This window comes from Catellatospora methionotrophica (assembly GCF_011297335.1).
In the GTDB taxonomy this organism is placed as follows: domain Bacteria; phylum Actinomycetota; class Actinomycetes; order Mycobacteriales; family Micromonosporaceae; genus Catellatospora; species Catellatospora methionotrophica.
Map to the genome: position 1 here is coordinate 400,252 of NZ_JAAOTJ010000001.1, position 22,624 is coordinate 422,875.

Below are 22,624 nucleotides of genomic sequence, written 5' to 3' on the forward strand. Positions count from 1 at the left end.
GGGTCGGCCGGGGTTCAGGCGCGGGTGAGGGAGAAGTCGTCGAGCTGGATCCAGATGTCGCCGTGGTCGGTCCAGACGCCGCCGAAGACCGTGACGGCGGTACGCGAGCCGCTGTTGAAGTTCACCGTGAAGCGCGTCCAGGCGCCGACGGCCCGGAAGTTGGCTTCGGCGATGACCACGTCGTTGGTGCCGCGTACGCCGAAGAAGCCGTTGTCGCTGTTGGGTGAGGTGCGCAGGTATCCGCTGAGCTGGTAGTTGGTGTTCGCGGTGACGGCGACCGTCTGGTGCAGGTCGTGCCAGCCGCTGTTGTAGCGGGCGAACCCGTTGCGGACCCCGGTGTAGCCCCAGTAGCCCGCGTCGAGGCCGCAGTTGCCCTTGCAGGCCCAGAAGCCGCCGGTCCCGGTGCCGTTGAGCGCGCCGCGCTCGAAGCTGGGGTCGCCCATCAGGTTCGGGTCGACGATCTGCCCGGCCGTGTTGATCCGGATCTTCATCAGGTAGACGTTGTACGGGTCCCACTGCGACATCGCGAAGTAGATGTTGCCGCCGGAACTCCACGGGTGGATGTAGCCGCCGTACAGGCCGGGGTAGTCGGCGGAGCTGACGGCGACCTGCGCGCCGCTCCACGGGCCGGTGGGGCTGGTCGCGGTGCGCAGGATGATGTCCTCGCCGGACAGGTACATCATGAGCCAGCGGCCGCTGTAGGCGTCGTAGCGCACGGACAGCTCGGCGGCGGGCGCGCCGACGATCGGGGTGGCGGCGGCGAGGTTGTTCGTCACCCAGGTGCTGCCGTTCCAGTACTGGTAGGCGCTCTGGGTCAGGATCTGCGCCTCGGGGACGCGGGCGAGCCGGATGCTGCCGCCGCGGCCGCTGGGGGTGCCGAAGACGTAGAGGTAGCCGTCGCGGCGCTCGAAGGCGTGCATCTGGAACTGCTCGTTGAACGCCGGGTTGTTCCAGGTCGGGGTGTTCGTGGTGGACCAGGTGGTGCCGTTGTCGTCGGAGTAGGCGAGCTTGGCGTAGTTGGTGGTCCACTGGCCGGGCACGCCCCAGTGGCGCACCGACATGAACGACACGTACTGCCGGTTGCCGACGGCGATGCCCGCCGTCGGGATCTTGGTGACCTCGCCGGTGTTGTCGGGCTGGTGCAGGCCGGGCAGGATCTCGCGGGCGCGGCCGTTGGCGGCGGTGACGGCGCTGGCGAACGACATGCCGTCGGCGAGGTTGGAGTCGGTGGAGCGCAGCAGCACGTTGCTGCGCCAGTTCAGGTCGCCCGCGCCGAACGCGCCGCCGCCGGGGCCGATCCAGGCGTCGCCGAACGTGTCGCCGAACAGCGCCATCGTCTGCCCGGCGTTGTTGTCCCAGAGGATGCCGAGGTCGGTCGCCTTGAGGTTCCAGCGGCCGTAGGTGTTGTTCGGCGAGTTCGGGCCGGTGAGTTTCTGGACCAGGCTGGCCGGGGTGTGCGCGGGGCTGGCCGCGGCCGGTGTCGCGAGGACGAGGCCGGTGGCGGCGACGGTGCCGAGCGTCAGCGCGACGCCGGCGAGGAAACGCGGGATGGATCTGAGCCCGTGGTGCCTGTGCATGTGCGGTGCTCCTCCCTGTCGCGGGCAGGGCGGGCCGCCGGGGTGCGGCCCGCCGTCCCGGTGAAACGTGGGCCGGTCAGTCCGGCAGGCGCGGCGGCTGGGCGCCGAGGTCGGGCACGGGGGCCGACCCTAGGTGGATCTCCAGGTCGTCGGCGCTGGGCGTACGCGGCCGACGCGCGGTGGGCCGGTCGAGGTAGAACAGCGCGGTCGAGGCGATGTCGTCGCGCAGCGGCAGGTAGCGCCAGCCGGAGCGCCAGCCCAGGGCCTGGATGTCGACGCGCAGCCGCTGCGCGAAGTGGATCGGGTCGGGCAGGTGCCAGCGGTACATGCCGAAGCGCTGCTGGCTGACGTAGAGCCCGTCGGGGCGGATCACCTGCGGCATGCCGAGGTACGGCGTGGAGTAGGCGGTGTAGCCCTTGCCGGGCACGTCGAAGTTCCACGCGCCGCCGAAGTAGTCCTCGGTGCCGGTGCCGCAGATCGTCGGGTAGTCCTCGTCGCCGTCGAGGTAGAACTTGATCTCGCCTTCGCCCCACCAGCCGTTGCTGTTGACGCCCCAGGCCAGGTAGGTGCCGACGTAGTGGCCGCTGCCCTCGACGCCGTCGACGAGCACGTGGGTCTTCAGATACTCCAGCGGGTTGCTGCGCCGCCACTGGGCGTGCAGGTAGCCCTGGCCGGAGTAGTCGCCGCCGATCTCGTAGGTGATCTGGTAGTAGACGCGGACACTGACCGTGGACAGGTTCTCCACGGTCAGGCGCGCGCCGTCGGCGAAGGGCATCGGCCAGTAGGAGTTGAAGCCGCCGTGCGGGTTGGCGGCGATGACCTGCGAGTCGACCTGGGCGAACTCGCCCCAGCCGCTGCAGAAGAAGTCGCCGTAGGGCACCTCGATCGCGGGTTCGTCGCTGCCGTCCCAGTACGCCCGCAGCAGCAGGGTGCGCCAGTTGTCCTTGTGCGTGGTGATCCAGATGTGGGTGATCCTGCCGGGTCCGGCGATGTTCGCGAGGTCGAAGGTCTGTCCGGCGGCGATGTCGACGCTGGGCGAGATCTTCCACCCCGGCCCGAGATCGCGGGCGCATGCCGCACCGGTGCCCTCGGTCGCCCGGCCGCCGCCGCCTGCCGATCCGTCGAAGTTCTCCGGACTGATCGAGCGGGTCTGCACGGCCCGCAGCCGTGCGATCGTACTGAGGTCCACGGTGACCAACACTTTCCTCGAAGAATCGGGGCAGGCTCGACGGCGGGCAGAGGGCACCGCGTGCAATCGATTTCATTAAGGTAGGGTGATGGGGCTGCCGTGTCAACGGGTCGCCGACGCCCCGAGCCCGGACCCCAGCTCCACCGGCGGGCAGCCGGCCGATCGATGAGGAAGCGCGATGCCAACGATCTACGAGGTCGCCGCCGCGGCCGGGGTCTCCCCCGCCACCGTCTCGCGCGTGTTCAACGGCGCCAACGTGTCCCCCGAGAAGGCCGAGGCGGTGCGCAGGGCGGCCAAGGAGATGTCGTTCACCCCGAGCCGCACCGCGCGCACCCTGCGGCTGCAGAGCTCCGAGGTGATCGCCCTGGTCATCCCGGACATCGAGAACCCGTTCTTCACCGCGCTGGCGCGCGGCGTCGAGGACGTGGCGCGGGCCGCCGGATACTCGGTGGTGCTGTGCAACACCGACGAGGACCACGAGAAGGAGCTGCGCTACCTCGACATCGCGCTGAGCGCCACCATGGCCGGCGTGATCATCGCGGCGGCGGGCGGCAACAGCGACCTGAGCGGCCTGATCGCCCGCAAGTGCCCGGTCGTCGCGGTCGACCGCAGCCCGCACGGCGTGGACGTCGACGCGGTCATCGTCGACAACCGGGCGGGTGGCCGCGCGGCCACCCAGGCCCTGGTGGAGCAGGGTTTCCAGCGCATCGCCTGCATCACCGGCCCGAGCGACGTCGAGACCGCCACCCAGCGCGCCGACGGCTGGCGCGACGCCGTCACGGGCAACGGGACGACCGACGACCGCTACCTGCGCTTCGCCGACTTCCGCGTGGACGGCGGAGCGACGGCGATGAGTGAACTGCTGGCCCTGCCCGAGCCGCCGGACGCGGTGTTCGTGGCCAACAACCTGATGAGCGTCGGCGCCCTGCGGGTGCTGTCCGAGCAGGGCAAACTGCCCCCGGCCACCGGCGTGGCCGTCTTCGGCGACCTGCCGTTCCTGCCGCTGGTGCCGATCCCGATCACCGTGGTGCACATGCCCGCCCGGCATCTGGGCACCACCGCCGCGAAACTGCTGCTGGAGCGCATCAGCGGCGACGACCAGCCGGCCCGCACCATCGTGCTGCGCAACCAGCTGACCCCCGTCGGCTGAGGCCGCGCCGCACCGTCCCGGAGCCGCCGGTGCTTGACGGTGAAATCGATTTCTGACAGGGTACGGGCATGTTGAGGCAAGCCTGTGTCCTCGGCGTCGACATCGGAACGTCGAGCAGCAAGGGCGTGCTCGTCGCGCTCGACGGCACGATCGTCGCCACCGCCACCCGTGAGCACGAGGTGCGGCGGCCCGCGCCGGGTCACGTCGAGATGGACGCCCACGTGTGGTGGGACGAGGCCGCCGGGATCATCCGCGAACTGCTGGCCGCGCCCGAGGCCGGACCGGTCCGGGCGGTCGGGGTGAGCGGCATGGGCCCGTGCGTGCTGGTCACCGACCTCGCGGGCGAGCCGCGCCGCCCCGCGATGCTGTATGGCATCGATACCAGGGCCACCGCGCAGATCGAGCGGCTGACCGGGGCGCTCGGCGGGGCCGAGGTCATCCGCGAGCGCTGCGGCTCGTCCCTGAGCACCCAGGCGGTCGGCCCGAAACTGGCCTGGCTGGCCGAACACGAGCCGCAGGCCGTCGCGGGCGACTGGCGCCTGTTCCAGCCCAGCACCTGGCTCGGCTGGCACCTGACCGGCGCGTACTATCTGGACCACCACTCGGCCAGCCAGTGCACCCCGATGTACGACGCGGGCGCGCAGGGCTGGTACGGCCCGTGGGTCGGCGAGGTCGCCGCCGGGTTGCAGCTGCCGCCGCTGGTCTGGCCCGGCGACACCATCGGTGGTGTGAGCCCCGCGGCGGCCGCCGAAACCGGTCTCACGGCGGGCACGCCGGTGATCGCGGGCACGATCGACGCCTGGTCGGAGGCGATCAGCGTCGGCGCGTTCCGGGTCGGCGACCTGATGCTCATGTACGGCACCACGATGTTCCTCATCAACACCGTGGACCGGCCGCTGACCTCGCCCACACTGTGGGGCACGGTCGGCGCGCTGCCCGGCACCCGCAACCTCGCCGGGGGCATGGCCACCTCCGGCGCGATCACCGGCTGGCTGCGCGAACTGTTCGGCTCCCCCGGCTTCCCGGAGCTGCTGGAGCTGGCCGACGAGGCCGGGCCGGGCGCGCACGGGCTGCTCATGCTGCCGTACTTCGCCGGGGAGCGGACCCCGGTCGCCGATCCCGACGCGCGCGGCGTGCTCGCCGGGCTCACCGTGTCGCATACGCGCGGCGACCTGTACCGGGCGGCGCTGGAGGCGACGGCGTTCGGCGTACGGCACAACGTGGCCGCGATCGAGCAGGCGGGCGGGCACGTCGAGCGGATCGTCGCGGTCGGCGGCGGTGCGCAGGGCAGCCTGTGGACCCAGCTCGTGTCCGATGTGACCGGCCTGGCGCAGGCGATCCCCGCCCAGACCATCGGGGCCTCGTTCGGGGCGGCTTTCCTGGCCGCGTCGGCGGTCGGCGGCCCCGACATCGAGCAGTGGAATCCGATCGTCGAGACGCGGACGCCCCGGGCCACCGTCCGCGCCGACTATGACGAGCTGTACGCCCTGTACCTCGACCTGTATCCGGCCACGGTGCCGACCGTGCACGCCCTCGCCGCCCGCGAGCGGCACCGCGCCACCCGCTGACCCGCCAGCCCGTCGACCCCCGGACGGAGATGTGCCCCCTCATGCCCGTACACCCTGAAAATCGGCTCGGTCCGCAAGCGACGGCCGCGGCCTTCCCGCTCGGCGGCATCGGCACCGGCAACGTGTCGGTCGGCGCGCGTGGCGAACTGCGCGACTGGGAGCTGGCCAACCGGCCCGCCAAGGGCGCGCGGCTGCCGTTCAGCTTCTTCGCGATCCGCGCCCAGCCCGTGGGCGGCACCGCCGTCACCAGCATCCTGGAGTCCCGGCTGACCGGGCCGCACGAGGGCGACCAGGGCTACTACGCCGGCCAGCTCGCCGGGCTGCCCCGGCTGCGCGACAGCCGGATGCGCGGGGAGTATCCGCTGCTGCGGATCGATTTCGCCGATGACGGGCTGGGTGTCGACGTGGCACTGACGGCGTTCACGCCGCTGGTGCCGCTGGACGCGGACGCCTCGGGCATTCCCGGCGCGGTGCTGCGCTACACGGTGACCAACCCGCTGGACGTCGAGGTCGACGTGACCGTCGCCGGGTCGCTGGCCAACCCGGTCGGGGTCACGGGCTACGACGTGCACCACTTCCCGCGCTACGCCGGGCAGCCGCACAACGCGTGGGCCGAGGACGGCGGGCTGCGCGGCATCCGGTTCGGCAGCGACCTGCCCGACGACGACCCGCGCCACGGCACGGCCGTGCTGGCGACCACGGACCCGCGGGTCACCGCGAAACCACAGTGGCTGTCGGGGTTCTGGCAGGACGGCGTCCAGGTGTTCTGGGACGAGCTGCGCACCACCGGGCGGCTGAGCCCGGAGACCGCGTTCAGCATCGACGAGCCGCCGTACCCGGACTGGTTCACCCGGCTGCGGGTCGGCTCGCTGGCCATCGCGCACCGGCTGGCCCCCGGCGAGAGCCGCGACTTCGAGTTCCTGCTGACCTGGCACTTCCCGAACCGGCCGCGCGCCTGGCAGGGCAACATCAACCTGGACAACGCCCGCGCTGGTGAGGTGGTGCGCAACCACTACGCCAGCGCGTACGCCGACGCCTGGGCCGTCGCCCGGCACCTGGCCGATGAACTGCCCGCACTCGAACAGCAGACGCGCGCGTTCCACGGGGCGCTGTTCGGCGGCACACTGCCGCACGAGGTGGTCGACGCGGTCAGTGCGACGCTGGTCGTGCTGCGCAGCACCACCTGCTTCCGGCTGGAGGGCGGCCGGTTCGCCGCGTGGGAGGGCAGCTTCGACGACGGCGGCAGCTGCGAGGGCACCTGCACCCACGTGTGGAACTACGCGCAGACGTGTGCGTTCCTGTTCCCGGAGCTGGAACGCGACGCCCGGCGCACCGAGTTCGTGCACGAGACCCGCCCCGACGGGCGGATGAACTTCCGCGCCAACAGCGTGTTCGGCAACGCGCCGTGGGACTTCCATCCCGCCGTCGACGGGCAGCTCGGCGCGATCGTACGGCTGTACCGCGAGTGGCGGTTCAGCGGCGACGACGAGCTGCTGGCCGACTGCTGGCCGGGCGCTCGACGGGCGCTGGAGTTCGCGTTCACCGCCTGGGACGCCGACGGCGACGGCGTGCTGGACAGCGAGCAGCACAACACGTACGACATCGAGTTCCACGGCCCCAACTCGCTCGCGAACTCGATGTTCTTCGCCGCGCTGACCGCCGGCGCGGCCATCGCCGACCGGCTGGGCGACGGCGCGGCGGCATCCCGTTACCGCGACGCGGCGCAGGCCGGCGCATCGCTGATGGACGAGCTGCTGTTCAACGGGGAGTACTACGAGCAGAAGCTCGACGACGTCGACGCCCGGCGCTACCAGTACGGCACGGGCTGCCTGTCCGACCAGGTGTTCGGGCAGCTGCTCGCGCATCTCGCCGGGCTCGGCCATGTGCTGCCCGCCGAGCACGTGCGCAGCGCCGTCGCCGCCGTCCACCGGCACAACTTCCGCGCCGACCTGAGCGGCCACCACAGCGTCCAGCGCACGTACGCCCTCAACGACGAGGCCGGGCTGCTGCTGTGTTCGTGGCCGCGCGGCGGGCGACCGCGTATCCCGTTCGTCTACAGCGACGAGGTGTGGACCGGCATCGAGTACCAGGTCGCCACCCATCTGGTCTTCGAAGGGCTGGTCGAGCAGGGGCTCGAACTGGTCCGTGCGGTCCGTGCCCGGCACGACGGCATACGGCGCAACCCGTGGAACGAGGTCGAGTGCGGTAACCACTACGCCCGTTCCCTGGCCAGCTGGGGCCTGGTCGTCGCGCTCAGCGGAGCCGACTACGACGCCGCCGCCCGCACGCTGTCGTTCGCGCCGCGCTGGGGCGGCGACGGGCTGCGGACCGTCTTCACCACCGGCACCGGCTGGGGCGAGCTGGCCCTGTCCCCCGGCGGCGCGTCGCTGCGCCTGCTCGGCGGCCACCTCGACCTGGCCACCCTCACCGTCGCCCATCCCGTGCTCGGTCCGCTGGCCGCGGGCCCGGTGCGGCTCGCCGCGGGCGACACCCTCCCGCTCACCGTCCCTGACCCCCACGACCGGAAGGACCGTCGATGACGAGCTACCTCCTGCCCGCCCCGACGCGGCGCCCGTCGGCGCAGCCCCGCACCGTCTACACGATCGCCAGTGGTGACCTGCGGCCGTCGGCCAACATCACCTGCTGGCCCGCGCAGCAGCAGTTCGAGGCCGCCGTCGGCGCGGCCCTGGCCGAGCTGGGCTGGGCGGCGCGACGCGCGCACCCGTTCGACCCGGTCAAGGGCCACGGTTTCATCGACAGCCAGCGCTACGGCATCGAGGTGTTCAAGGACATCCCGGTGGACGCGCCGCTGGTCGTCGTGGACGCGGTGTGGCAGTACAGCCACCACGTGCTCGCCGGGCTGCGTACCCACCGGGGGCCGATCCTGATCGTGGCGAACTGGTCCGGGGAGTTCCCCGGCCTGGTCGGCCTGCTCAACCTGACCGCGAGCCTCACCAAGGCCGGGGTAGCGCACTCCGCCCTGTGGAGCGAGGACTTCACCGACGCGTGGGCCCGCGACGGGCTGCGGACCTGGCTGGACACCGGCGAACTGCGCCACGACCAGTCCCACGTGCGCGACCTGCCCGGCCTGGACCCGGCCGCGCCCGAAGTGGAGCTCGGCACGGCGCTGGCCCGGCAGCTGCGCGACGACAAGGCCGTCGTCGGCGTGTTCGACGAGGGCTGCATGGGCATGTACAACGCGATCTTCGACGACGAGCTGCTCAACCCGCTGGGCATCTTCAAGGAGCGGCTGTCGCAGAGCGCGCTGGTCGCCGAGATGGCCCGGGTCGGCGACGACGAGGCCGCCGCCGCGCGCCGCTGGCTCGACGAGCGCGGGTTCACCTTCCACTTCGGCACCGACGAGGCGAGCGAGCTGACCGAGGCGCAGGTCGACAGCCAGCTCAAGATGTACGTCGCGGCGCTGCGGATCAGCGACGACTTCGGCCTGGACGCCGTAGGCATCCAGTACCAGCAGGGTCTCAAGGACACCGTGCCCGCCAGCGACCTGGCCGAAGGGCTGCTCAACAACGCCGAGCGCCCGCCGGTGCTCAGCCGCGACGGGTCCCGCGAGCTGTACGCCGGTCAGCCCCTGCCGCACTTCAACGAAGTGGACTGGGGTGTGGCGGTCGACGCGCTGGTCACCAACCGGATCTGGACGGCGATGGGATTCGACCCGGCGACGACCCTGCACGACATCCGGTGGGGCGGGGAGTACGGCGGCGAGTTCGTGTGGGTGTTCGAGATCTCCGGCTCGGCACCGGCGTCGCACCACGGCGGCTACCAGCACAGTTACAGCATGCGGCAGCCGCCGATGTACTTCCCGCTCGGCGGCGGCACCCTGAGCGGGGTCGCGGTGCCCGGTGAGATCGTCTGGTCGCGGGTGTTCGTCATGGACGGGGCGCTACACGTCGACATCGGCCGAGGTCACGTCGCCGACCTGCCCGCCGAGGAGACGCAGCGCCGCCTCGACGCGACCACCCGGCAGTGGCCGATCATGCACGCGGTGCTCGACGGCGTCAGCCGCGACCAGCTGATGGCCCGGCACAAGGCCAACCACGTGCAGGTGGCGTACGCCCCCGACGCCGACGCCGCCGACCGGGCGCTGCTGGCCAAGGCGGCCCTGTTCGCCGAGCTGGGCCTCGCCGTGCACCTGTGCGGTGACGTCAAGCTCTGACGGACTCCACGCGAAGGGCCGGTGACCTGCCAGGTCACCGGCCCTTCGTGGTCGTCCTACAGGTCCGCGAGGGTCGCCTGCGCGCCACGCTGGATCAGCGAGTCCAGCGCCCAGCGGTACTCGGCGGTGAAGCGCGGGTCGTCGGCCAGGTCGCCGAACAGGTCACGCTGCCGGAGGAACGCCAGCGGCTCGGTGCGCTGGCGGGCCGCATGGGCCAGCACGCCGTCCCGCTGCCGGTCGACGACGTCGATCGGCTGCCCGTGCTCGTCGACGCCCTCGGCGTAACGGGCCCAGCTGGCGACGATCGCCGCCGACAGGCGCACCGGGCCGCCGGTGGCGAGCTGGTGCCGGACGACGGGCAGCAGCCAGGTGGGGATGCGGTCCGACGAGTCGGTGCACAGCCGGGCGATGGTGTCGCGTACGTGCGGGTTGGCGAACCGTTCGAGCAGGGTGTCCTTGTAGCGGTCGAGGTCGACGCCGGGCACGGGGTGCAGGGTCGGGGTGGCCTCGGTGTCCATGTAGCGGCGCAGCAGCCGCGCGATGAGCGGGTCCTGCGCCGCCTCGTGCACGAGTTCGTACCCGCTGAGCCGCCCGAAGTAGCACAGCCCCTGGTGGCTGGCGTTGAGCAGGCGCAGCTTCATCAGCTCGTACGGTTCGACGTCGGCGACGAGTTGCACGCCCGCGGCCTCGAACGGCGGCCGCCCGGCCGGGAAGTGATCCTCGATCACCCACTGGAAGAACGGCTCGGCGACCACCGGCCACGCGTCGTCGACGCCGAACCGGGCCGTGATCGCCGCCCGGTCCTCGTCGGTCGTCGCGGGCGTGATGCGGTCCACCATGCAGTTCGGGAACGCGACCTCGGCGGCGATCCACGCGCCGAGTTCAGCGTCCTTGCGGGTGGCGAAGGCCGTCAGCATCCGGCGGCAGACGTCGCCGTTGCCCTGGACGTTGTCGCAGGACAGGACGGTGAACGGGACCACGCCCCGGGAGCGGCGGCGGCGCAGCGCCTCGGTGATCAGGCCGAACGCGGTCTGCGGCACGGCGTCCGGTGCCAGGTCGGCGGCGATGCGCGGGTCGGTGGCGTCGAACTCGCCGGTGATCCGGTCGACGTGGTAGCCGCCCTCGGTGATGGTCAGCGACACGATGCGGACCTCCGGCGCGGCCATCTTCTCGATGACGGCTTCCGGGTCGTCGGGGGCGAACAGGTAGTCGACGATCGAGGCGATGCCACGCGCGGTCTGCTGCCCGTCGGGGTGCTTGAGCACCAGCGTGTAGCCGAACTCCTGGGCGTGCAGCACGTCGCGCATGCGCCGGTCGCCGGGCAGCACGCCGACACCGCAGATGCCCCAGTCCTCGGCCAGGCCCAGCACCCGCAGGTCGTCCAGGACCATCGCCTGGTGCGCGCGGTGGAAGCCGCCGACGCCGATGTGCACGATGCCGGTGCTCATTTGATGCCCGAGATGCGCACGCCGTTGACGATGAACCGCTGGAAGACCAGCAGCAGCCCGATCGTGGGGATCGACGCCAGCGTGGAACCGGCCATCAGCAGGCCCCAGTCGTTGCCGCGGTCGGACCGGAAGTTGCCCAGGAACTGCATGATCTGGGTCAGGTCCGGGTCGGTGATCGTCAGCACCGGCCACACGTAGGCGTTCCAGTACGCCAGGTAGGAGGCGATGCCCATGACCACGAACGGGGCCGCCGACTGCGGCAGGAACACCCGCGTGAAGATCTGCCAGCGGGTCGCGCCGTCGACCAGCGCCGCCTCCTCGACCGCCATCGGGAAGCCCAGGTAGAACTGCCGGATGAAGAACATCTGCGCGGCCGACGCGGAACCGGGGATGATCAGCACGGCGAGCGTGTCGAGCATGCCGAGCTCGGAGACCACCATGAACGAGGTCAGCAGGATCGCCATCGCCGGGATGAACATCGGGGTCAGGCAGTAGACCCACCAGAAGCGCTTGCCGGTGAACTCCAGCCGGGCGAAGGCGTACGCCGCCAGGGTGTTCACGGTCAGGCTCAGCGCGGTGAAGATGAGCGCGCCGACGACGGTGACGCCCATGGCCCGCATGAACTGCGGATCGGCCAGGATCGCGGAGTAGTTGTCCCAGCGCCACATCTGCGGGAAGAACTGGAACGGCGAGCGCAGCACCTCGGTCTTGCCCTTGAACCCGGCGATCGCCATCCAGGCGAGGGGGAACATCACGCTGACGCTGATCAGCGTCATGAGCACGGCGGAGAAGATCCGCTGGGGGACGGTCTTTTTCATGGTTACCCCTGCGCGTCTAGCCGTCGATGGCTTTGTCGGAGTTGACGAGCCTGAAGATCACCAGCGAGATCGCGCCGAGCACGGCGAACAGCATCAGCGACGCGGTGAGCGAGAAGCTGGTGGCGTACGGCGTCAGGTCGCGGAAGCTGGCGAAGATGTACAGGTTCGGCGTCATGGTCGCGTCGACCGGGCCGCCGTTCGTCATGATCAGTGGCAGTTCGAACAGCTGGATCGCCAGGGTGAAACCGGTGACCAGCAGGTACAGCAGCACGTTCTTCAGCAGCGGGATGGTGATCCGGAACAGCCGCTGGAAGAAGCCCGCCCCGTCGAGCTGCGCCGACTCGTAGTAGTTCTCCGGGATGTCGAGCAGTCCGGCCAGCAGGATGAGCGTGGTGACGCCGAAGCTGAGCCAGATGCCGGGCACCGCGATGGCGGGCAGCGCGTACGACGGGTCGTTGAGCCAGTTCACCGGGCCGTGGTTCAGCACGCCGAGCATCGCGTTGACGACGCCGTCGTCCTGGTACATGAACACGAACAGCACCGAGGCGACCACCGTCGACACGACCGCGGGCAGGTAGACGGTGGTCTTCATGTACGACGCGGCGCGCCTGCTGAGCGTCTTGATGAAACTGGCCAGCAGCAGCGCGATGACGATGCCGGTCGGCACGGTGAGCACCGCGTAGTAGAGGCCGACCCAGATCGACTCCCAGAAGCGCGGGCTCTCCAGCACGTACTGGTAGAAGTCGAGCCCGACGAACTCCGGCTCGGTGTAGAAGCTGATTTTGAAGGTGCTCAGGTACAGCGAGTAGACCAGTGGCCACATCACGAAGACGGCCAGCAGCACCACCATCGGGGCGATCATCAGGTACGCGGTGCGGTTGTCCCGCCCGTGCCGGGCCGGGCGCCTGCGGCCGTGCGGCGGCGCGCCGTCCGGGGCCGGGTCCGCCGGCGCGGCGACCCGGGAGTCGAGAGCAGTCAACGTCGTTCCCCTCGAAGAGCGGTGCCCGGGACGCGGAGCGCGCTTCCCGGGCACCGGAGTCCGGCAGCTTACTTAGGCGCAGTCCCGGCCAGCGACTGCTTCTTGATGACGTCGTCGATCGCGGCCGCGGCCGTCTTCAGCGACGTCGGCACGTCGGCCTTGCCCTTCATCGCCGACTCGATCGCGGTGCCGAACGCCAGCGAGATGTCCCACGGGTACGCGGGCTCCTGCCTGCCGAACGGCACCACCTTCTCCGAGATGACCTTCATGAACGGGTCGGAGGTCGCGTCGGGGTTGCTCGCCAGCGCCTGGTCGACCGAGGTGCGCACGGTGTACTTGGAGAACCCGCTGGTCTTGAAGAAGTCGGCCATCAGCGCCGGGTCCCCGGCCAGCAGGTACTTGACGAAGTCGGCGGCCTGCTGCTTGCCCTTGGACTTGGCGTCGACGGTCAGCGTCCAGCCGCCCAGGGTGGCGGTGGTCTTGGTGGCGTCGCCGTCGAACGACGGGAACGCCGCGACGGCGGTCTTCGGGACCATCGCCTTGAAGTCGTTCTTGAGCTGGCCGATCACCCACGAGCCACCGGCCATCATGGCGACCTCGCCCTGCCCGTACGGCGCGCCGTCGGCGTAGCCGACCTTCGGCGTCTTGGGGATCAGGCCGCCCGAGTACAGCGTCTTGTAGAAGTCCAGCAGCTTCTCGAAGCACGGCTCGGTGGCCGTCGACTTGGACCAGTCGTCGTTGACCGGCAGCCGCCCGCAGGCGTTGTACTGCAGGCCCCAGCTGGACCAGCCGAGGTCCGGCCCGGCCGACGCGATGGTCATGCCCTTGACGTTGCCCTTGGTCAGCTTCGTCGCCCACTGCACCAGGTCGGCCCAGGTCTTCGGCGGGCTGTTCGGGTCCAGACCGGCGGCGGTCACCAGGTCGGTGCGGTAGTAGAGCACCGTCGAGGGCTCGACCAGCATCGGGTACGCGTAGTGCTTGCCGTTGACGGTGACGAAGCCCTTGACGTTGTCCTTGACGTCGGTGAACGCCTCGGCGGGCAGCAGTTCGTCGAGGGAGGCGAACTGGCCCTGCGCGACACCCGGCGCGACGTTGCCGTAGCTGGTCGTCGCGATGTCGGGGGCCTTGCCCGCGGCCTGCGCCGCCTTGAGCTTCTGCGCCCAGGTGTCGGCTGGGACGACCTGCAGGTCGATCTTCACCTTGTCCTGCGTGGCGTTGTACGCGTCGACGTGCTTCTTGAACCACGCCTGCTGGTAGTCCTCGAACTTCTGCTGCCAGAACGTGACCGTGGTCCTGCCTGCCGGGTCCTCACTGCCGCCACCGCATCCGCTGAGCGCGGTGGACGCGGTGACAGCTGCTATCGCGAGCAAAACTATGCCGCGTCTGCGCATTGCTCCTCCTCCTGCCGCACCCCGTGACCGGGGCGCAGTCCGTCATGATGCCTGCGTCAGGCTCTGCTGACCAGGTCGGCCCGATACCAGAAGACGTTGTACGGATCCCAGACCGAGAGAGTGAAATAGATGGTCCTGCCCCCGTCGGCGGTGTACCGCGGGAGCATGTACGGCGAGTAGAGCCCCGGCACGGCTGCCGCCGAGACCAGGGTGATCGCGTCACCCCAAGGGCCCCAGGGCGTCAGGCCCTCGCGCAGGCTCGCGCCCGCGCCGCCGCCGTTGGTGTAGGACATCAGCCACCGGGACAGGTGCTCGTTCCACACCACGGACAGCTCGCCGACGGTGTCCTCGACGATCGTGTGCGCCGCCGCCGGGTCGCTCGACCAGATCGGTGCGCCGTCGGACGCCGTACCGGCGAAGTAGCGGTACGCGTCGGCCGCCTCGACCTGCGCCGGGGCGACCTTCATCAGCCGCACGCCACCGAAGCGGCCGTGCGTGACGCCCCAGAAGTAGAGTTCCCCGTCGACCTGCGCGACGCTCACCTGAACGAAGTTGCCGTCGCCGGGCCAGATCGGTGCGGCGAGCTTGACCCAGGTCTGGCCGTGATCAACTGACTTGGCCAGGCCCGCGTGATTGACCTCCCACTCGCCCGGCTCGCCCCAGTGGCGGACGGACATGTAGGCCAGGTACATCGCACCGTTCGCGGCGAACCCGTACGTCGGGATCACCGTCATCTCGCTGTGGTCGACCTTCTCCGAGCCGAGCAGTTCCCTGGCCCGGCCCTGCTCGTCGACGACGAAGCCGTCGAAGACGATGCCGTCGGCCGGGTCGGTGTCGGTGGTGTGGGCCAGGGCGTTGGAACGCCACTCGTCCCCGCCGCCGCCGGTGAATCCCGGCTCCCGCCTGCCGAACGTGTCGCCGAAGACGAACCAGACCCTGCCGTCGGCCTCGAACATCGACCCCAGGTCGGTGCCCGCGATGCCCACGCGGTCGGTGTGGTTGATCGAGTCCGGCCCGGTCAACTGCGCGACCCGCCGCACGCCGGACACACCCGCCAGCACGAAGGGACGATCCTGCGTCGGGTTCATCTGCCCTCCTCGGGTGGCGCAGCCGGCGGACGCGACCACGACGGCGAGGAACAACGCCGCCGTCCTGTCACGACGGCGGGGTTTCACGGGCGTTGCCGCCATGTGTCCGCCTTCCCGTCGGGAGCAGGATGGCTAGCAGTGAACCCCAGGAAATCGGTTTCGTCAAGAGCCCTCCAGACCCTGCGTAACTGACCTCGGAAAACCTTGCCCAACAGCGCGAAATCGATTTCAAGATCCGGCCTCGCCAGGAGATCTACGGGCGTGCGGCAACCCGGTTCGGCGGATACGCTCTGCGCCGTGCTGACGGGAATGTCGTGGCTCAACGAGCCGAGTGAGTGGTCGCTGACCGACGGGGTGCTGCGCGCCGTCACGGAGCTGCGGACGGACTTCTGGCGCAGGACGTTCTACGGGTGGACCACCGACGACGGGCACTTCTACCACCTGCCCGTGACCGGGGACTTCACCGCCGAGGTCGTCGTGTCCGCGACCCATACGACACGGTTCGACCAGGCGGGCATGATGGTCCGGGCCGACGAGCGCAACTGGCTCAAGACCGGCCTGGAAATCACCTCGGGGGCGCTGCACGTCAGCACGGTCTACACGCGAGAGTTCTCCGACGTGTCGATGGCGACGATGCCCGGACACCCGGGCGAGGTCGCGATGCGAGTCACCCGGTTCGGCGAGGCCCTGACCGTGCACTGCCGCAGCACGGACGGCCCGTGGCAGCTGCTCCGGCTCGGCCACCTCGACCTGCCGGAGACCGTCGACGTCGGCGTGATGTGCTGCTCGCCGGAGCGCGCCGGGCTGGCGGCCACCTTCCGCGACCTCCGGATCGGGCCGCCGATCTCCCGGGAGAACCTCGAATAGAGCGCGGTCAGCACCTGAACGCGCGGGCCAGGGCGAGCGGCACCTCGCCCCAGCGGGACACCAGGGCCGTACGCAGCGCCTCGGCGAACGCCGCGGTCTCCGGTGCCGCCGACGTCCGTCTCGCCAGGTCGAGGCGGTGCAGCAGCAGCGCACGGCGGCGTGGGGAGTCCAGCTTCGCCGACGCGACCGGGTCGCCGGACAGCGTCTGCGGCAGGAACCACGACGAGTAGAGCACCGCCCACAGGTCCGTGGCCGCGCTCAGGTCACGGTCGAACTCCGGCGTGGCCACGTACGGCAGGGTGGGCGCGGCGGCCTGGCGGTAGCGGGCGATCGCGCGGTCGGCCACCTCGTCCGGCAGCCGCCAGGAGCACCAGCACGACGGCCACGGCACCCGCAGGTACGCGACGTCCCAGGCCACGTGCCGCCACTCGGCGTGCTCGAAGTCGATGAGGGCCAGGCCGTCGCCGGTCAGCACGTTGTTGTCCGGGCAGGCGTCGCTCGGCGACAGGGCCGAGGCGGCGTCGTCGCCGAGGCGGGCGGCGTGGGCGCGGAACGCGTCGGCGAGCGGTTCCGGCACGGCGACGCCGAGCGGTGCGCACGCCTCGCGCAGGTCGGCGATGTTCTGTTCGAGGGTCGCGGCGACCGAGGTCAGCGGCGCGGACCCCGGCTGCGCCCGCGCGTCCAGCTCGGCGCGGAACGCGTCGCGCATTCCGGAGGTCGCCCGGTGCACGGCCGCGATGGCCTCGGCCCACGCGTACACGGCGGCCTCGGCGGCGGCCGGGTCGGTGCCGAGCAGGGCGTCGGCGACGTTCGGGCCGGTGCCGAGGTCCGACATGACCACGACGGGGGGCGACGCCCCGGCGGCCAGTAGCCGTGGCGCGGGCGTGCCCGGCGGCAGCAGTGCGAGCGCGGCGGACTCGCGTGCCCAGCTCCCCGGCTGGTCGAACGTCTTCACGATCACCGTCGTCGGCGCTTCGCCGGGGCGGCTGATCCGTGCCCGGCGCACCGCCGAGCGGTCGCTGCCGCCGAGGGCGTCCACCGGGGAGACGTCCACACCGGGCAGCAGGGCACGGATGTCGTCCAGATCGTCGATCACGCGGCCAAGCTACCGCGCCGACTAGTCTGGGGGCGCGCCGATTAAGTTCCTGGCGCGCGGGCGAGTATCCGCCGGACCGGGTCGGCCGGCGCTCGCCGAGCAGCGCCGGATGCAGGCGCCTCAGGCGGGATGGAGGGTCAGCAGCTCCAGGATCAGTTCGTCGACCTCGTGCGGTTCGTCGGTGATCGAGAAGTGGGCGGCCCCGGGAATGGTCTTCAGGGTCACGTGCGGGGCGGCTTCGATCGTGGCCTGCTCCTGCGCGGTGAAGCCGACCTCGTCGCGGTCGCCGCGGCCGACCCACACCACGTTGTCCGTGCCCGCCAGGCGGGACGCCAGCTCGCCGTGGCGGCGCAGGTGGTCGAAGAAGCCCGCGACCAGGTGCCGGTTCGCGGCGTGCGGGTTGCGTTTCATCTGCGCGAACAGTTCGGTGAACCGGTCCGAGGGCAGCCGGTCGCGCATGCCCTTCTTCAGGGTCGGGTCGATGCCGAGCCAGACCAGTGTGCCCAGCACCGGCACGTGCCCGGCCTCGTCGAGGGAGATGAGGTCGTGCTCCTCGTCGTCGCGGGAGAACGACGGCGACAGCAGCAGCAGGCGGCCCGGATAGCGGCCACGGGCGGCGATCTCGATGCCGACGTTGGCGAAGTAGGAATGCCCCACGATCAGGCCGACGGCCTCCTGCGCGGCGAAGTCCTCGACCATCGCGGCGTAGCGCTCGATGCTGTAGTCGAACCCGGACGGCACGGGCCGGCCCGCGAAACCGGGCGGGTCGGCGCCCATCGCGAGCACTCCCGCGTCGGCCAGCGCCGGATCGGCGAGCATCGCGGTGTAGAACTCGGCCGTGCAGAACAGTCCCGGCAGCAGGAGCACCCGGTGCCGGACGGTGTCCGGCGCGTTCTCGATGATCGCCCAGCCGGACTGCTCGCGCCGCCGCAGGGGCGGGTGCTGTGTCGTGGTCATGGCATTCCCTCCGCATACGCCATGATGATCATAATTTCGGGCCTCCGGGCGGGTGTGGGTTTTCGCGGTTCCGGGCAGGTGGGCGGTCGTAGGCTGCGGGCATGGCCGGTGTCACGGGCAGTCCGCAGGATGAGGAAGCGATCGGCGAGGTGATGGCGCGGCTCGGACACGCGTTCGGCAGCCTGTCCGCCGACGGAGTGGCCGAGCTCTACACCGCGGACGCCGACTGGACGAACGCGTTCGGCACGAGCCGGACGGGCGGCGCGCAGATCGCGGCTTACCTGGCGGGGCTGTTCGCCGACCGGCACTTCGCCGCGGGACGGCCGCTCGGGCCGCCGACGGCCGAGATCCGCTTTCTGAGCGCGGACGTGGCGGTGGTGAAGACCTATCTCGAACGTGAGGGGCAGCAGCGCGCCGACGGGTCGGCGATGCCGGTGCGGCGCAACTTCTCGCTGAAAGCGCTCGTGCGCGAGGCAGACGGCTGGAAGATCGCGTCCGACATGTACATGGACGCCCACGACGACTCCACGCTGCCCAGCGGGGCGTGACCGCGCTCAGGCGGGGGCCGTCCCCGTGGCGCGCGCCTCGGCCTTCACGTGCTCGGGATACCAGGCGGTGAACTTGAACGCGCCGACCAGCAGCGCGATCGGGATGATCCAGTTCAGCCAGGGCGAGCCGCCGTGATCGGGCTGGGCGAGCACGCCGAGCACCGCGCAGGCGGCGAACACCAGGCCCCAGACCAGGGTCAGCATCCGGTTGACGTGCTTGAACTGCGGCGTGGACCAGAACCGCTGCGGCACCTGCTCGCGGGCGTACTGCTCGGTGAACGGCACGAAGGCCAGTGAGCCGAGCACGACTACGGCGAGCACGGCACTGGAGATCGTCTGCGCGTACTCCTCCAGCCACATCAGTCCGCTGCGGTCGAGCACCAGCCCCGCGATGGTCAGCGCGCCGAAGAACAGCACGGAGACGATCTCCAGCAGCTTGATCCGGCCGCGCTCGTGCGACGGGATGAGCAGGATCAGCGCGGCGACCAGCGCGCCACCGGCCGCGAACTCCCACGTGCTCGGTCCGCTCACCACCCAGAAGATGATCCATGGCACGAAACCCAGGAACGCTTTAGCCCCCATCGCCCCAACTTCCCATACTCGCCTGGCGCGGGCGGTCGATTCCGGATCTGTGCTGTCCGGATCGGCCTGCAACAAATCTGCAAGCGTCAACCCTTGCGCATGGGCAAGCGCTTTCCAGAGACTGGGTCGCATCGACGTTCCGGGTCCCCTCCGGGCGAGGACCCTCGCGCGTCACCCCGCCCCGCGGCCTGCCGTCCGCACCCCGTGCCCACGTCAGGCCGCTCCAGCTTGGGAGACACATGAGAGTCACATCATCGGCCGCGGGCGTCGCGCTGGCGCTGGTCGCCGTGTTAGCGCTGCCCGCACCCACGGCCTCGGCCGCCCCGACCCGGCATGAGGCCGAGAGTTCGCCCGCCGTCTGCGCAGGCACGATCGACAGCAACTGGTCCGGGTTCTCCGGCAGCGGCTTCTGCAACGGCACCAACAACACCAGCGGTTACGTGCAGTTCACCGTCACCGCGCCGGCCGCGGGCACCGCCACCCTGGGCGTACGCTTCGCCAACGGCACCACCACCGCCCGGCCCGCCACCCTGGCCGTGAACGGGTCGACGGCGCAGACCGTGTCCTTCGAGGGCACCGGCGCCTGGGACGCCTGGACCACCAAGACCCTGACGGTGAACGTCAACGCCGGCAGCAACACCGTCCGGCTCACCCCGACCACGTCGACCGGCCTGGCCAACGTCGACTACCTGGAGTTCGAGGCGGGCACCACCACCCCGCCAACGACCGCGCTGTACGTGGCGACCACCGGTGACGACGCGAACGCGGGCACCCTCAGCGCGCCGCTGAAGACCATCCAGCGCGCGGTCGACCTGGCCCAGGCGGGCTACACGATCTTCGTGCGCGGCGGCACGTACGCGCCGAGCACGAACGTGCAGCTGCTGCGCAACGGAACGTCGAGCCAGCCGATCACGCTGCGCAACTACGGCAGCGAGAAGGTCGTGCTCGACGGCGAGAACATGTCGTACACGCCGGGCGCGATCGACTCCACGATCCCGCGCGCCGAGCGCGGCGCGATCCACATCGAGGGCGACTGGTGGCGCATCGTCGGCCTGGAGATCATCCACGGGCCGTACGCCGTGTTCGGCCTGGACACCAACAACAGCGTGTTCGAGCGGCTGATCACCCGCGACAACTACGAGAGCGGCCTGCACCTGCAGGGCTCGTCCAGCAACAACCTGATCCTCAACCTGGACAGCTACGGCAACCGCGACCCGCGCAAGAACGGCGAGAGCGCCGACGGCCTGGCCATCAAGGAGGGTTCCGGCACCGGCAACGTCGTCCGCGGCGCGCGGCTGTGGAACAACGCCGACGACGGGCTGGACTTCTGGATGTTCTCCTCGCCGATCCTGCTGGAGAACAGCCTGTCCTGGGGCAACGGGTTCAACCGGTGGAACCTGCCGAACTACACCGGCGACGGCAACGGGTTCAAGCTCGGCGGCAACGGCGTGTCCGCGAGCCACACCGTACGCAACAGCATGACCTGGGACAACGCGGTCGGCGGCTTCATCGACAACAACAATCCCGGCCAGCACCTGATCGACCGCTGCACCGCCTGGGACAACCCGGGCACGGGGTTCAACGCCAACCGCTCCGACAGCACGCTGACCAGGAACCTCGCGGTCGCGAACGGCACCGCGGTCTCGCTCGGCGCGAACTCCGGCGGTTCGGGCAACTCGTGGGACCTCGGCGGCAGCTGGGCGCTGCAGAGCACCGACCCGTCCACGATCACCGGGGCGCGGGCCGCCGACGGCTCGATCCCCTCCTCCACCTTCCTGCGCCCGGCCAGCGGAGCCGACGTCGGAGCGCGCTTCTGACCGCGCCGCGCAGGTAGACGGGCGGGCCGCCCGGTGCCCCTGGGCGGCCCGCCTCACCGCGCGACCCGTCCGGTCGCGCGTCATCCCCTCGGAATCGACGGAGGTTCCACCTGTGATGATCAAACGTAGCCGCGCCGTGGCCGCGCTCGCCGGGCTCGGCCTGGTCGCGACGACCCTGGTCGCCGCGGCGGGCCCGGCCTCGGGTGGCCTGCCGCCGCGCTGGGTGGGCACCTGGGGCACCGCGCTGACCGCGCCGAGCCTGGCCAACACCGGCAGCTCGCTCAACGGCTTCGCCGACCAGTCGATCCGCCAGCTCGTACGGATCTCGCTCGGCGGGCAGCAGGTGCGGCTGCGGTTCACCAACGCGTACGGCACCGGCCCGCTGAGCATCGGCCGGGCCAGTGTCGGCCTGCCCGTGGCGGCGGGTTCGCCGACGCTGCAGCCCGGCAGCATCCGGCCGGTCACCTTCGGCGGCAGCGCGTCGACCGTGGTCTACAAGGGCGCGGAGGTGATCAGCGATCCGGTCGACCTGCCGGTGGCAGCGTTGCAGGAGCTGGCGGTAACGCTGTACCTGCCGGTCGCGACCGGGGCCGCGTCCTGGCACTGGACGGCCCGCCAGACCTCCTACGTCTACGCGGGCGACCGGGCCGGCGAGCTCGACGGCAGCGGGCAGACCGCCGCGTACAACCACTTCTACTACCTGGCCGGGATCGAGGCGTTCACCCCGACCGGCCTGGGCACGGTGGTGGTGCTCGGCGACTCGATCAGCGACGGGTCGGGCGCCACGCTCGGCGCGAACACCCGCTGGCCCGACTACCTCGCCGGGCGCGTGACCGGCACCTGGCCCGCGCTGGGCGACCCCGGTGTGCTCAACGTGAGCCTCGCCGGGAACCAGGTCACCCGGGACGGGCAGACGCTCAACTCCCCCGCGCTGGGCGACAGCGCGCTGGCCCGCCTCGACGACGACGTGTTCAGCCAGCCCGGCGTACGCACCGTCTTCGTCGAACTGGGGATCAACGACGTGCACCTGTCGGGATACCCGGCCGACCGGATCATCGGCGGGCTGCGGCAGCTGGCGGTCCAGGCCAAGGACCGCGGTCTGCGGACCGTCGTCGCGACGCTCGGCCCGTTCGAGGGGTACTCGTCCTGGACGCCGGAGAAGGAGGCCGTCCGCCAGTCGGTCAACGCCTACCTGCGCGGCGACAACGAGTTCGACGCGCTGGTCGACTTCGACCAGGTCCTGCGCGACCCGGCCGCGCCCACCAGGGTGCTGCCCGCGTACGACAGCGGCGACCACATCCACCCCAACGACACCGGCGCGCAGGCCCTCGCTGCGGCCGTGCCGCTCTGGCTGCTGTAGTACGCCGGAATTGGC

General features: G+C 70.9%; 18 protein-coding genes. 8 read left to right on the forward strand and 10 right to left on the reverse strand.

What is annotated here, in order from left to right; genetic code table 11:
* Positions 1–14: 14 nt before the first annotated feature.
* Both HAV40_RS01855 and HAV40_RS01860 read right to left on the reverse strand, forming a co-directional pair.
* The gene (locus HAV40_RS01855) at positions 15–1,577 is read right to left on the reverse strand and encodes a DUF4185 domain-containing protein (RefSeq protein ID WP_166378326.1); all 1,563 of its coding nucleotides are present in this window, start codon (positions 1,575–1,577) and stop codon (positions 15–17) included.
* 76 nt (positions 1,578–1,653) lie between these two features.
* A complete protein-coding gene (locus HAV40_RS01860; RefSeq protein WP_203671308.1) occupies positions 1,654–2,766 on the reverse strand; it encodes a glycoside hydrolase family 172 protein in 1,113 nt (370 codons plus the stop codon).
* 178 nt (positions 2,767–2,944) lie between these two features.
* Here HAV40_RS01860 and HAV40_RS01865 point away from each other — a divergent pair, with 178 nt between their 5' ends.
* The 4 genes from HAV40_RS01865 (at position 2,945) to HAV40_RS01880 (ending at position 9,658) form a co-directional block, all read left to right on the forward strand.
* A complete protein-coding gene (locus tag HAV40_RS01865; RefSeq protein WP_166378330.1) occupies positions 2,945–3,916 on the forward strand; it encodes a LacI family DNA-binding transcriptional regulator in 972 nt (323 codons plus the stop codon).
* Positions 3,917–3,984: 68 nt separating this feature from the next.
* Complete coding sequence (locus HAV40_RS01870; protein ID WP_166378332.1) at positions 3,985–5,484, forward strand: FGGY-family carbohydrate kinase; 1,500 nt, start codon at positions 3,985–3,987, stop codon at positions 5,482–5,484.
* Between the two features lie 41 nt (positions 5,485–5,525).
* Complete coding sequence (locus HAV40_RS01875) at positions 5,526–8,024, forward strand: GH116 family glycosyl-hydrolase (RefSeq protein WP_166378334.1); 2,499 nt, start codon at positions 5,526–5,528, stop codon at positions 8,022–8,024.
* On the forward strand, positions 8,021–9,658 hold the full coding sequence (locus HAV40_RS01880; RefSeq protein ID WP_166378336.1) for a fucose isomerase: 1,638 nt from the start codon (positions 8,021–8,023) through the stop codon (positions 9,656–9,658). Before HAV40_RS01875 ends, HAV40_RS01880 begins: the two co-directional genes overlap by 4 nt.
* A gap of 56 nt (positions 9,659–9,714) precedes the next feature.
* On the opposite strand, the gene HAV40_RS01885 is transcribed toward HAV40_RS01880, so the two are convergent.
* The 5 genes from HAV40_RS01885 to HAV40_RS01905 all read right to left on the reverse strand — a co-directional run bounded on the left by HAV40_RS01885 (position 9,715) and on the right by HAV40_RS01905 (position 15,382).
* Positions 9,715–11,106 carry a mannitol dehydrogenase family protein gene (locus HAV40_RS01885; protein ID WP_166378338.1) on the reverse strand — a complete coding sequence of 464 codons (1,392 nt, stop codon included), beginning with the start codon at positions 11,104–11,106 and terminating at the stop codon, positions 9,715–9,717.
* On the reverse strand, positions 11,103–11,924 hold the full coding sequence (locus HAV40_RS01890; protein ID WP_166378340.1) for a carbohydrate ABC transporter permease: 822 nt from the start codon (positions 11,922–11,924) through the stop codon (positions 11,103–11,105). The genes HAV40_RS01885 and HAV40_RS01890 overlap by 4 nt, the downstream gene beginning before the upstream one ends.
* A 16-nt stretch (positions 11,925–11,940) precedes the next feature.
* Complete coding sequence (locus tag HAV40_RS01895; RefSeq protein WP_239086274.1) at positions 11,941–12,903, reverse strand: carbohydrate ABC transporter permease; 963 nt, start codon at positions 12,901–12,903, stop codon at positions 11,941–11,943.
* A 68-nt stretch (positions 12,904–12,971) separates the two neighbouring features.
* Positions 12,972–14,294, reverse strand: coding sequence for an ABC transporter substrate-binding protein (locus tag HAV40_RS01900; protein WP_166378342.1), 1,323 nt, complete (start codon positions 14,292–14,294; stop codon positions 12,972–12,974).
* Between the two features lie 56 nt (positions 14,295–14,350).
* Positions 14,351–15,382, reverse strand: coding sequence for a DUF4185 domain-containing protein (locus HAV40_RS01905; protein ID WP_166378344.1), 1,032 nt, complete (start codon positions 15,380–15,382; stop codon positions 14,351–14,353).
* 297 nt (positions 15,383–15,679) lie between these two features.
* Here HAV40_RS01905 and HAV40_RS01910 point away from each other — a divergent pair, with 297 nt between their 5' ends.
* Positions 15,680–16,249 carry a DUF1349 domain-containing protein gene (locus HAV40_RS01910; protein ID WP_166378346.1) on the forward strand — a complete coding sequence of 190 codons (570 nt, stop codon included), beginning with the start codon at positions 15,680–15,682 and terminating at the stop codon, positions 16,247–16,249.
* Between the two features lie 7 nt (positions 16,250–16,256).
* Here HAV40_RS01910 and HAV40_RS01915 read toward each other — a convergent pair whose 3' ends face one another.
* Both HAV40_RS01915 and HAV40_RS01920 read right to left on the reverse strand, forming a co-directional pair.
* On the reverse strand, positions 16,257–17,345 hold the full coding sequence (locus tag HAV40_RS01915) for a phosphotransferase (protein WP_166378348.1): 1,089 nt from the start codon (positions 17,343–17,345) through the stop codon (positions 16,257–16,259).
* Between the two features lie 120 nt (positions 17,346–17,465).
* A complete protein-coding gene (locus tag HAV40_RS01920) occupies positions 17,466–18,302 on the reverse strand; it encodes an alpha/beta fold hydrolase (protein WP_166378350.1) in 837 nt (278 codons plus the stop codon).
* A 101-nt stretch (positions 18,303–18,403) separates the two neighbouring features.
* Between HAV40_RS01920 and HAV40_RS01925 the strand changes: the two genes are divergently transcribed.
* Positions 18,404–18,850, forward strand: a complete 447-nt coding sequence (locus HAV40_RS01925) for a YybH family protein (RefSeq protein ID WP_166378352.1) — start codon at positions 18,404–18,406, stop codon at positions 18,848–18,850.
* Between the two features lie 6 nt (positions 18,851–18,856).
* On the opposite strand, the gene HAV40_RS01930 is transcribed toward HAV40_RS01925, so the two are convergent.
* The gene (locus HAV40_RS01930) at positions 18,857–19,381 is read right to left on the reverse strand and encodes a DUF3159 domain-containing protein (RefSeq protein WP_203671310.1); all 525 of its coding nucleotides are present in this window, start codon (positions 19,379–19,381) and stop codon (positions 18,857–18,859) included.
* A gap of 290 nt (positions 19,382–19,671) precedes the next feature.
* Here HAV40_RS01930 and HAV40_RS01935 point away from each other — a divergent pair, with 290 nt between their 5' ends.
* Both HAV40_RS01935 and HAV40_RS01940 read left to right on the forward strand, forming a co-directional pair.
* A complete protein-coding gene (locus HAV40_RS01935; RefSeq protein ID WP_166378356.1) occupies positions 19,672–21,249 on the forward strand; it encodes a right-handed parallel beta-helix repeat-containing protein in 1,578 nt (525 codons plus the stop codon).
* Positions 21,250–21,364: 115 nt separating this feature from the next.
* Complete coding sequence (locus HAV40_RS01940; protein ID WP_166378358.1) at positions 21,365–22,609, forward strand: SGNH/GDSL hydrolase family protein; 1,245 nt, start codon at positions 21,365–21,367, stop codon at positions 22,607–22,609.
* The last annotated feature ends 15 nt before the right edge of the window (positions 22,610–22,624 follow it).

What these genes read in the sequence shown, in the direction of transcription:
- HAV40_RS01855 (WP_166378326.1), bottom strand. Translation starts at nt 1,577, where the DNA reads ATGCACAGGCACCACGGGCTCAGATCCATCCCGCGTTTCCTCGCCGGC.
- HAV40_RS01875 (WP_166378334.1), top strand. Translation starts at nt 5,526, where the DNA reads ATGCCCGTACACCCTGAAAATCGGCTCGGTCCGCAAGCGACGGCCGCG.
- HAV40_RS01890 (WP_166378340.1), bottom strand. Translation starts at nt 11,924, where the DNA reads ATGAAAAAGACCGTCCCCCAGCGGATCTTCTCCGCCGTGCTCATGACG.
- HAV40_RS01880 (WP_166378336.1), top strand. Translation starts at nt 8,021, where the DNA reads ATGACGAGCTACCTCCTGCCCGCCCCGACGCGGCGCCCGTCGGCGCAG.
- HAV40_RS01865 (WP_166378330.1), top strand. Translation starts at nt 2,945, where the DNA reads ATGCCAACGATCTACGAGGTCGCCGCCGCGGCCGGGGTCTCCCCCGCC.
- HAV40_RS01885 (WP_166378338.1), bottom strand. Translation starts at nt 11,106, where the DNA reads ATGAGCACCGGCATCGTGCACATCGGCGTCGGCGGCTTCCACCGCGCG.
- HAV40_RS01935 (WP_166378356.1), top strand. Translation starts at nt 19,672, where the DNA reads ATGAGAGTCACATCATCGGCCGCGGGCGTCGCGCTGGCGCTGGTCGCC.
- HAV40_RS01900 (WP_166378342.1), bottom strand. Translation starts at nt 14,294, where the DNA reads ATGCGCAGACGCGGCATAGTTTTGCTCGCGATAGCAGCTGTCACCGCG.
- HAV40_RS01870 (WP_166378332.1), top strand. Translation starts at nt 3,985, where the DNA reads ATGTTGAGGCAAGCCTGTGTCCTCGGCGTCGACATCGGAACGTCGAGC.
- HAV40_RS01925 (WP_166378352.1), top strand. Translation starts at nt 18,404, where the DNA reads ATGGCCGGTGTCACGGGCAGTCCGCAGGATGAGGAAGCGATCGGCGAG.
- HAV40_RS01940 (WP_166378358.1), top strand. Translation starts at nt 21,365, where the DNA reads ATGATCAAACGTAGCCGCGCCGTGGCCGCGCTCGCCGGGCTCGGCCTG.
- HAV40_RS01920 (WP_166378350.1), bottom strand. Translation starts at nt 18,302, where the DNA reads ATGACCACGACACAGCACCCGCCCCTGCGGCGGCGCGAGCAGTCCGGC.
- HAV40_RS01905 (WP_166378344.1), bottom strand. Translation starts at nt 15,382, where the DNA reads ATGAACCCGACGCAGGATCGTCCCTTCGTGCTGGCGGGTGTGTCCGGC.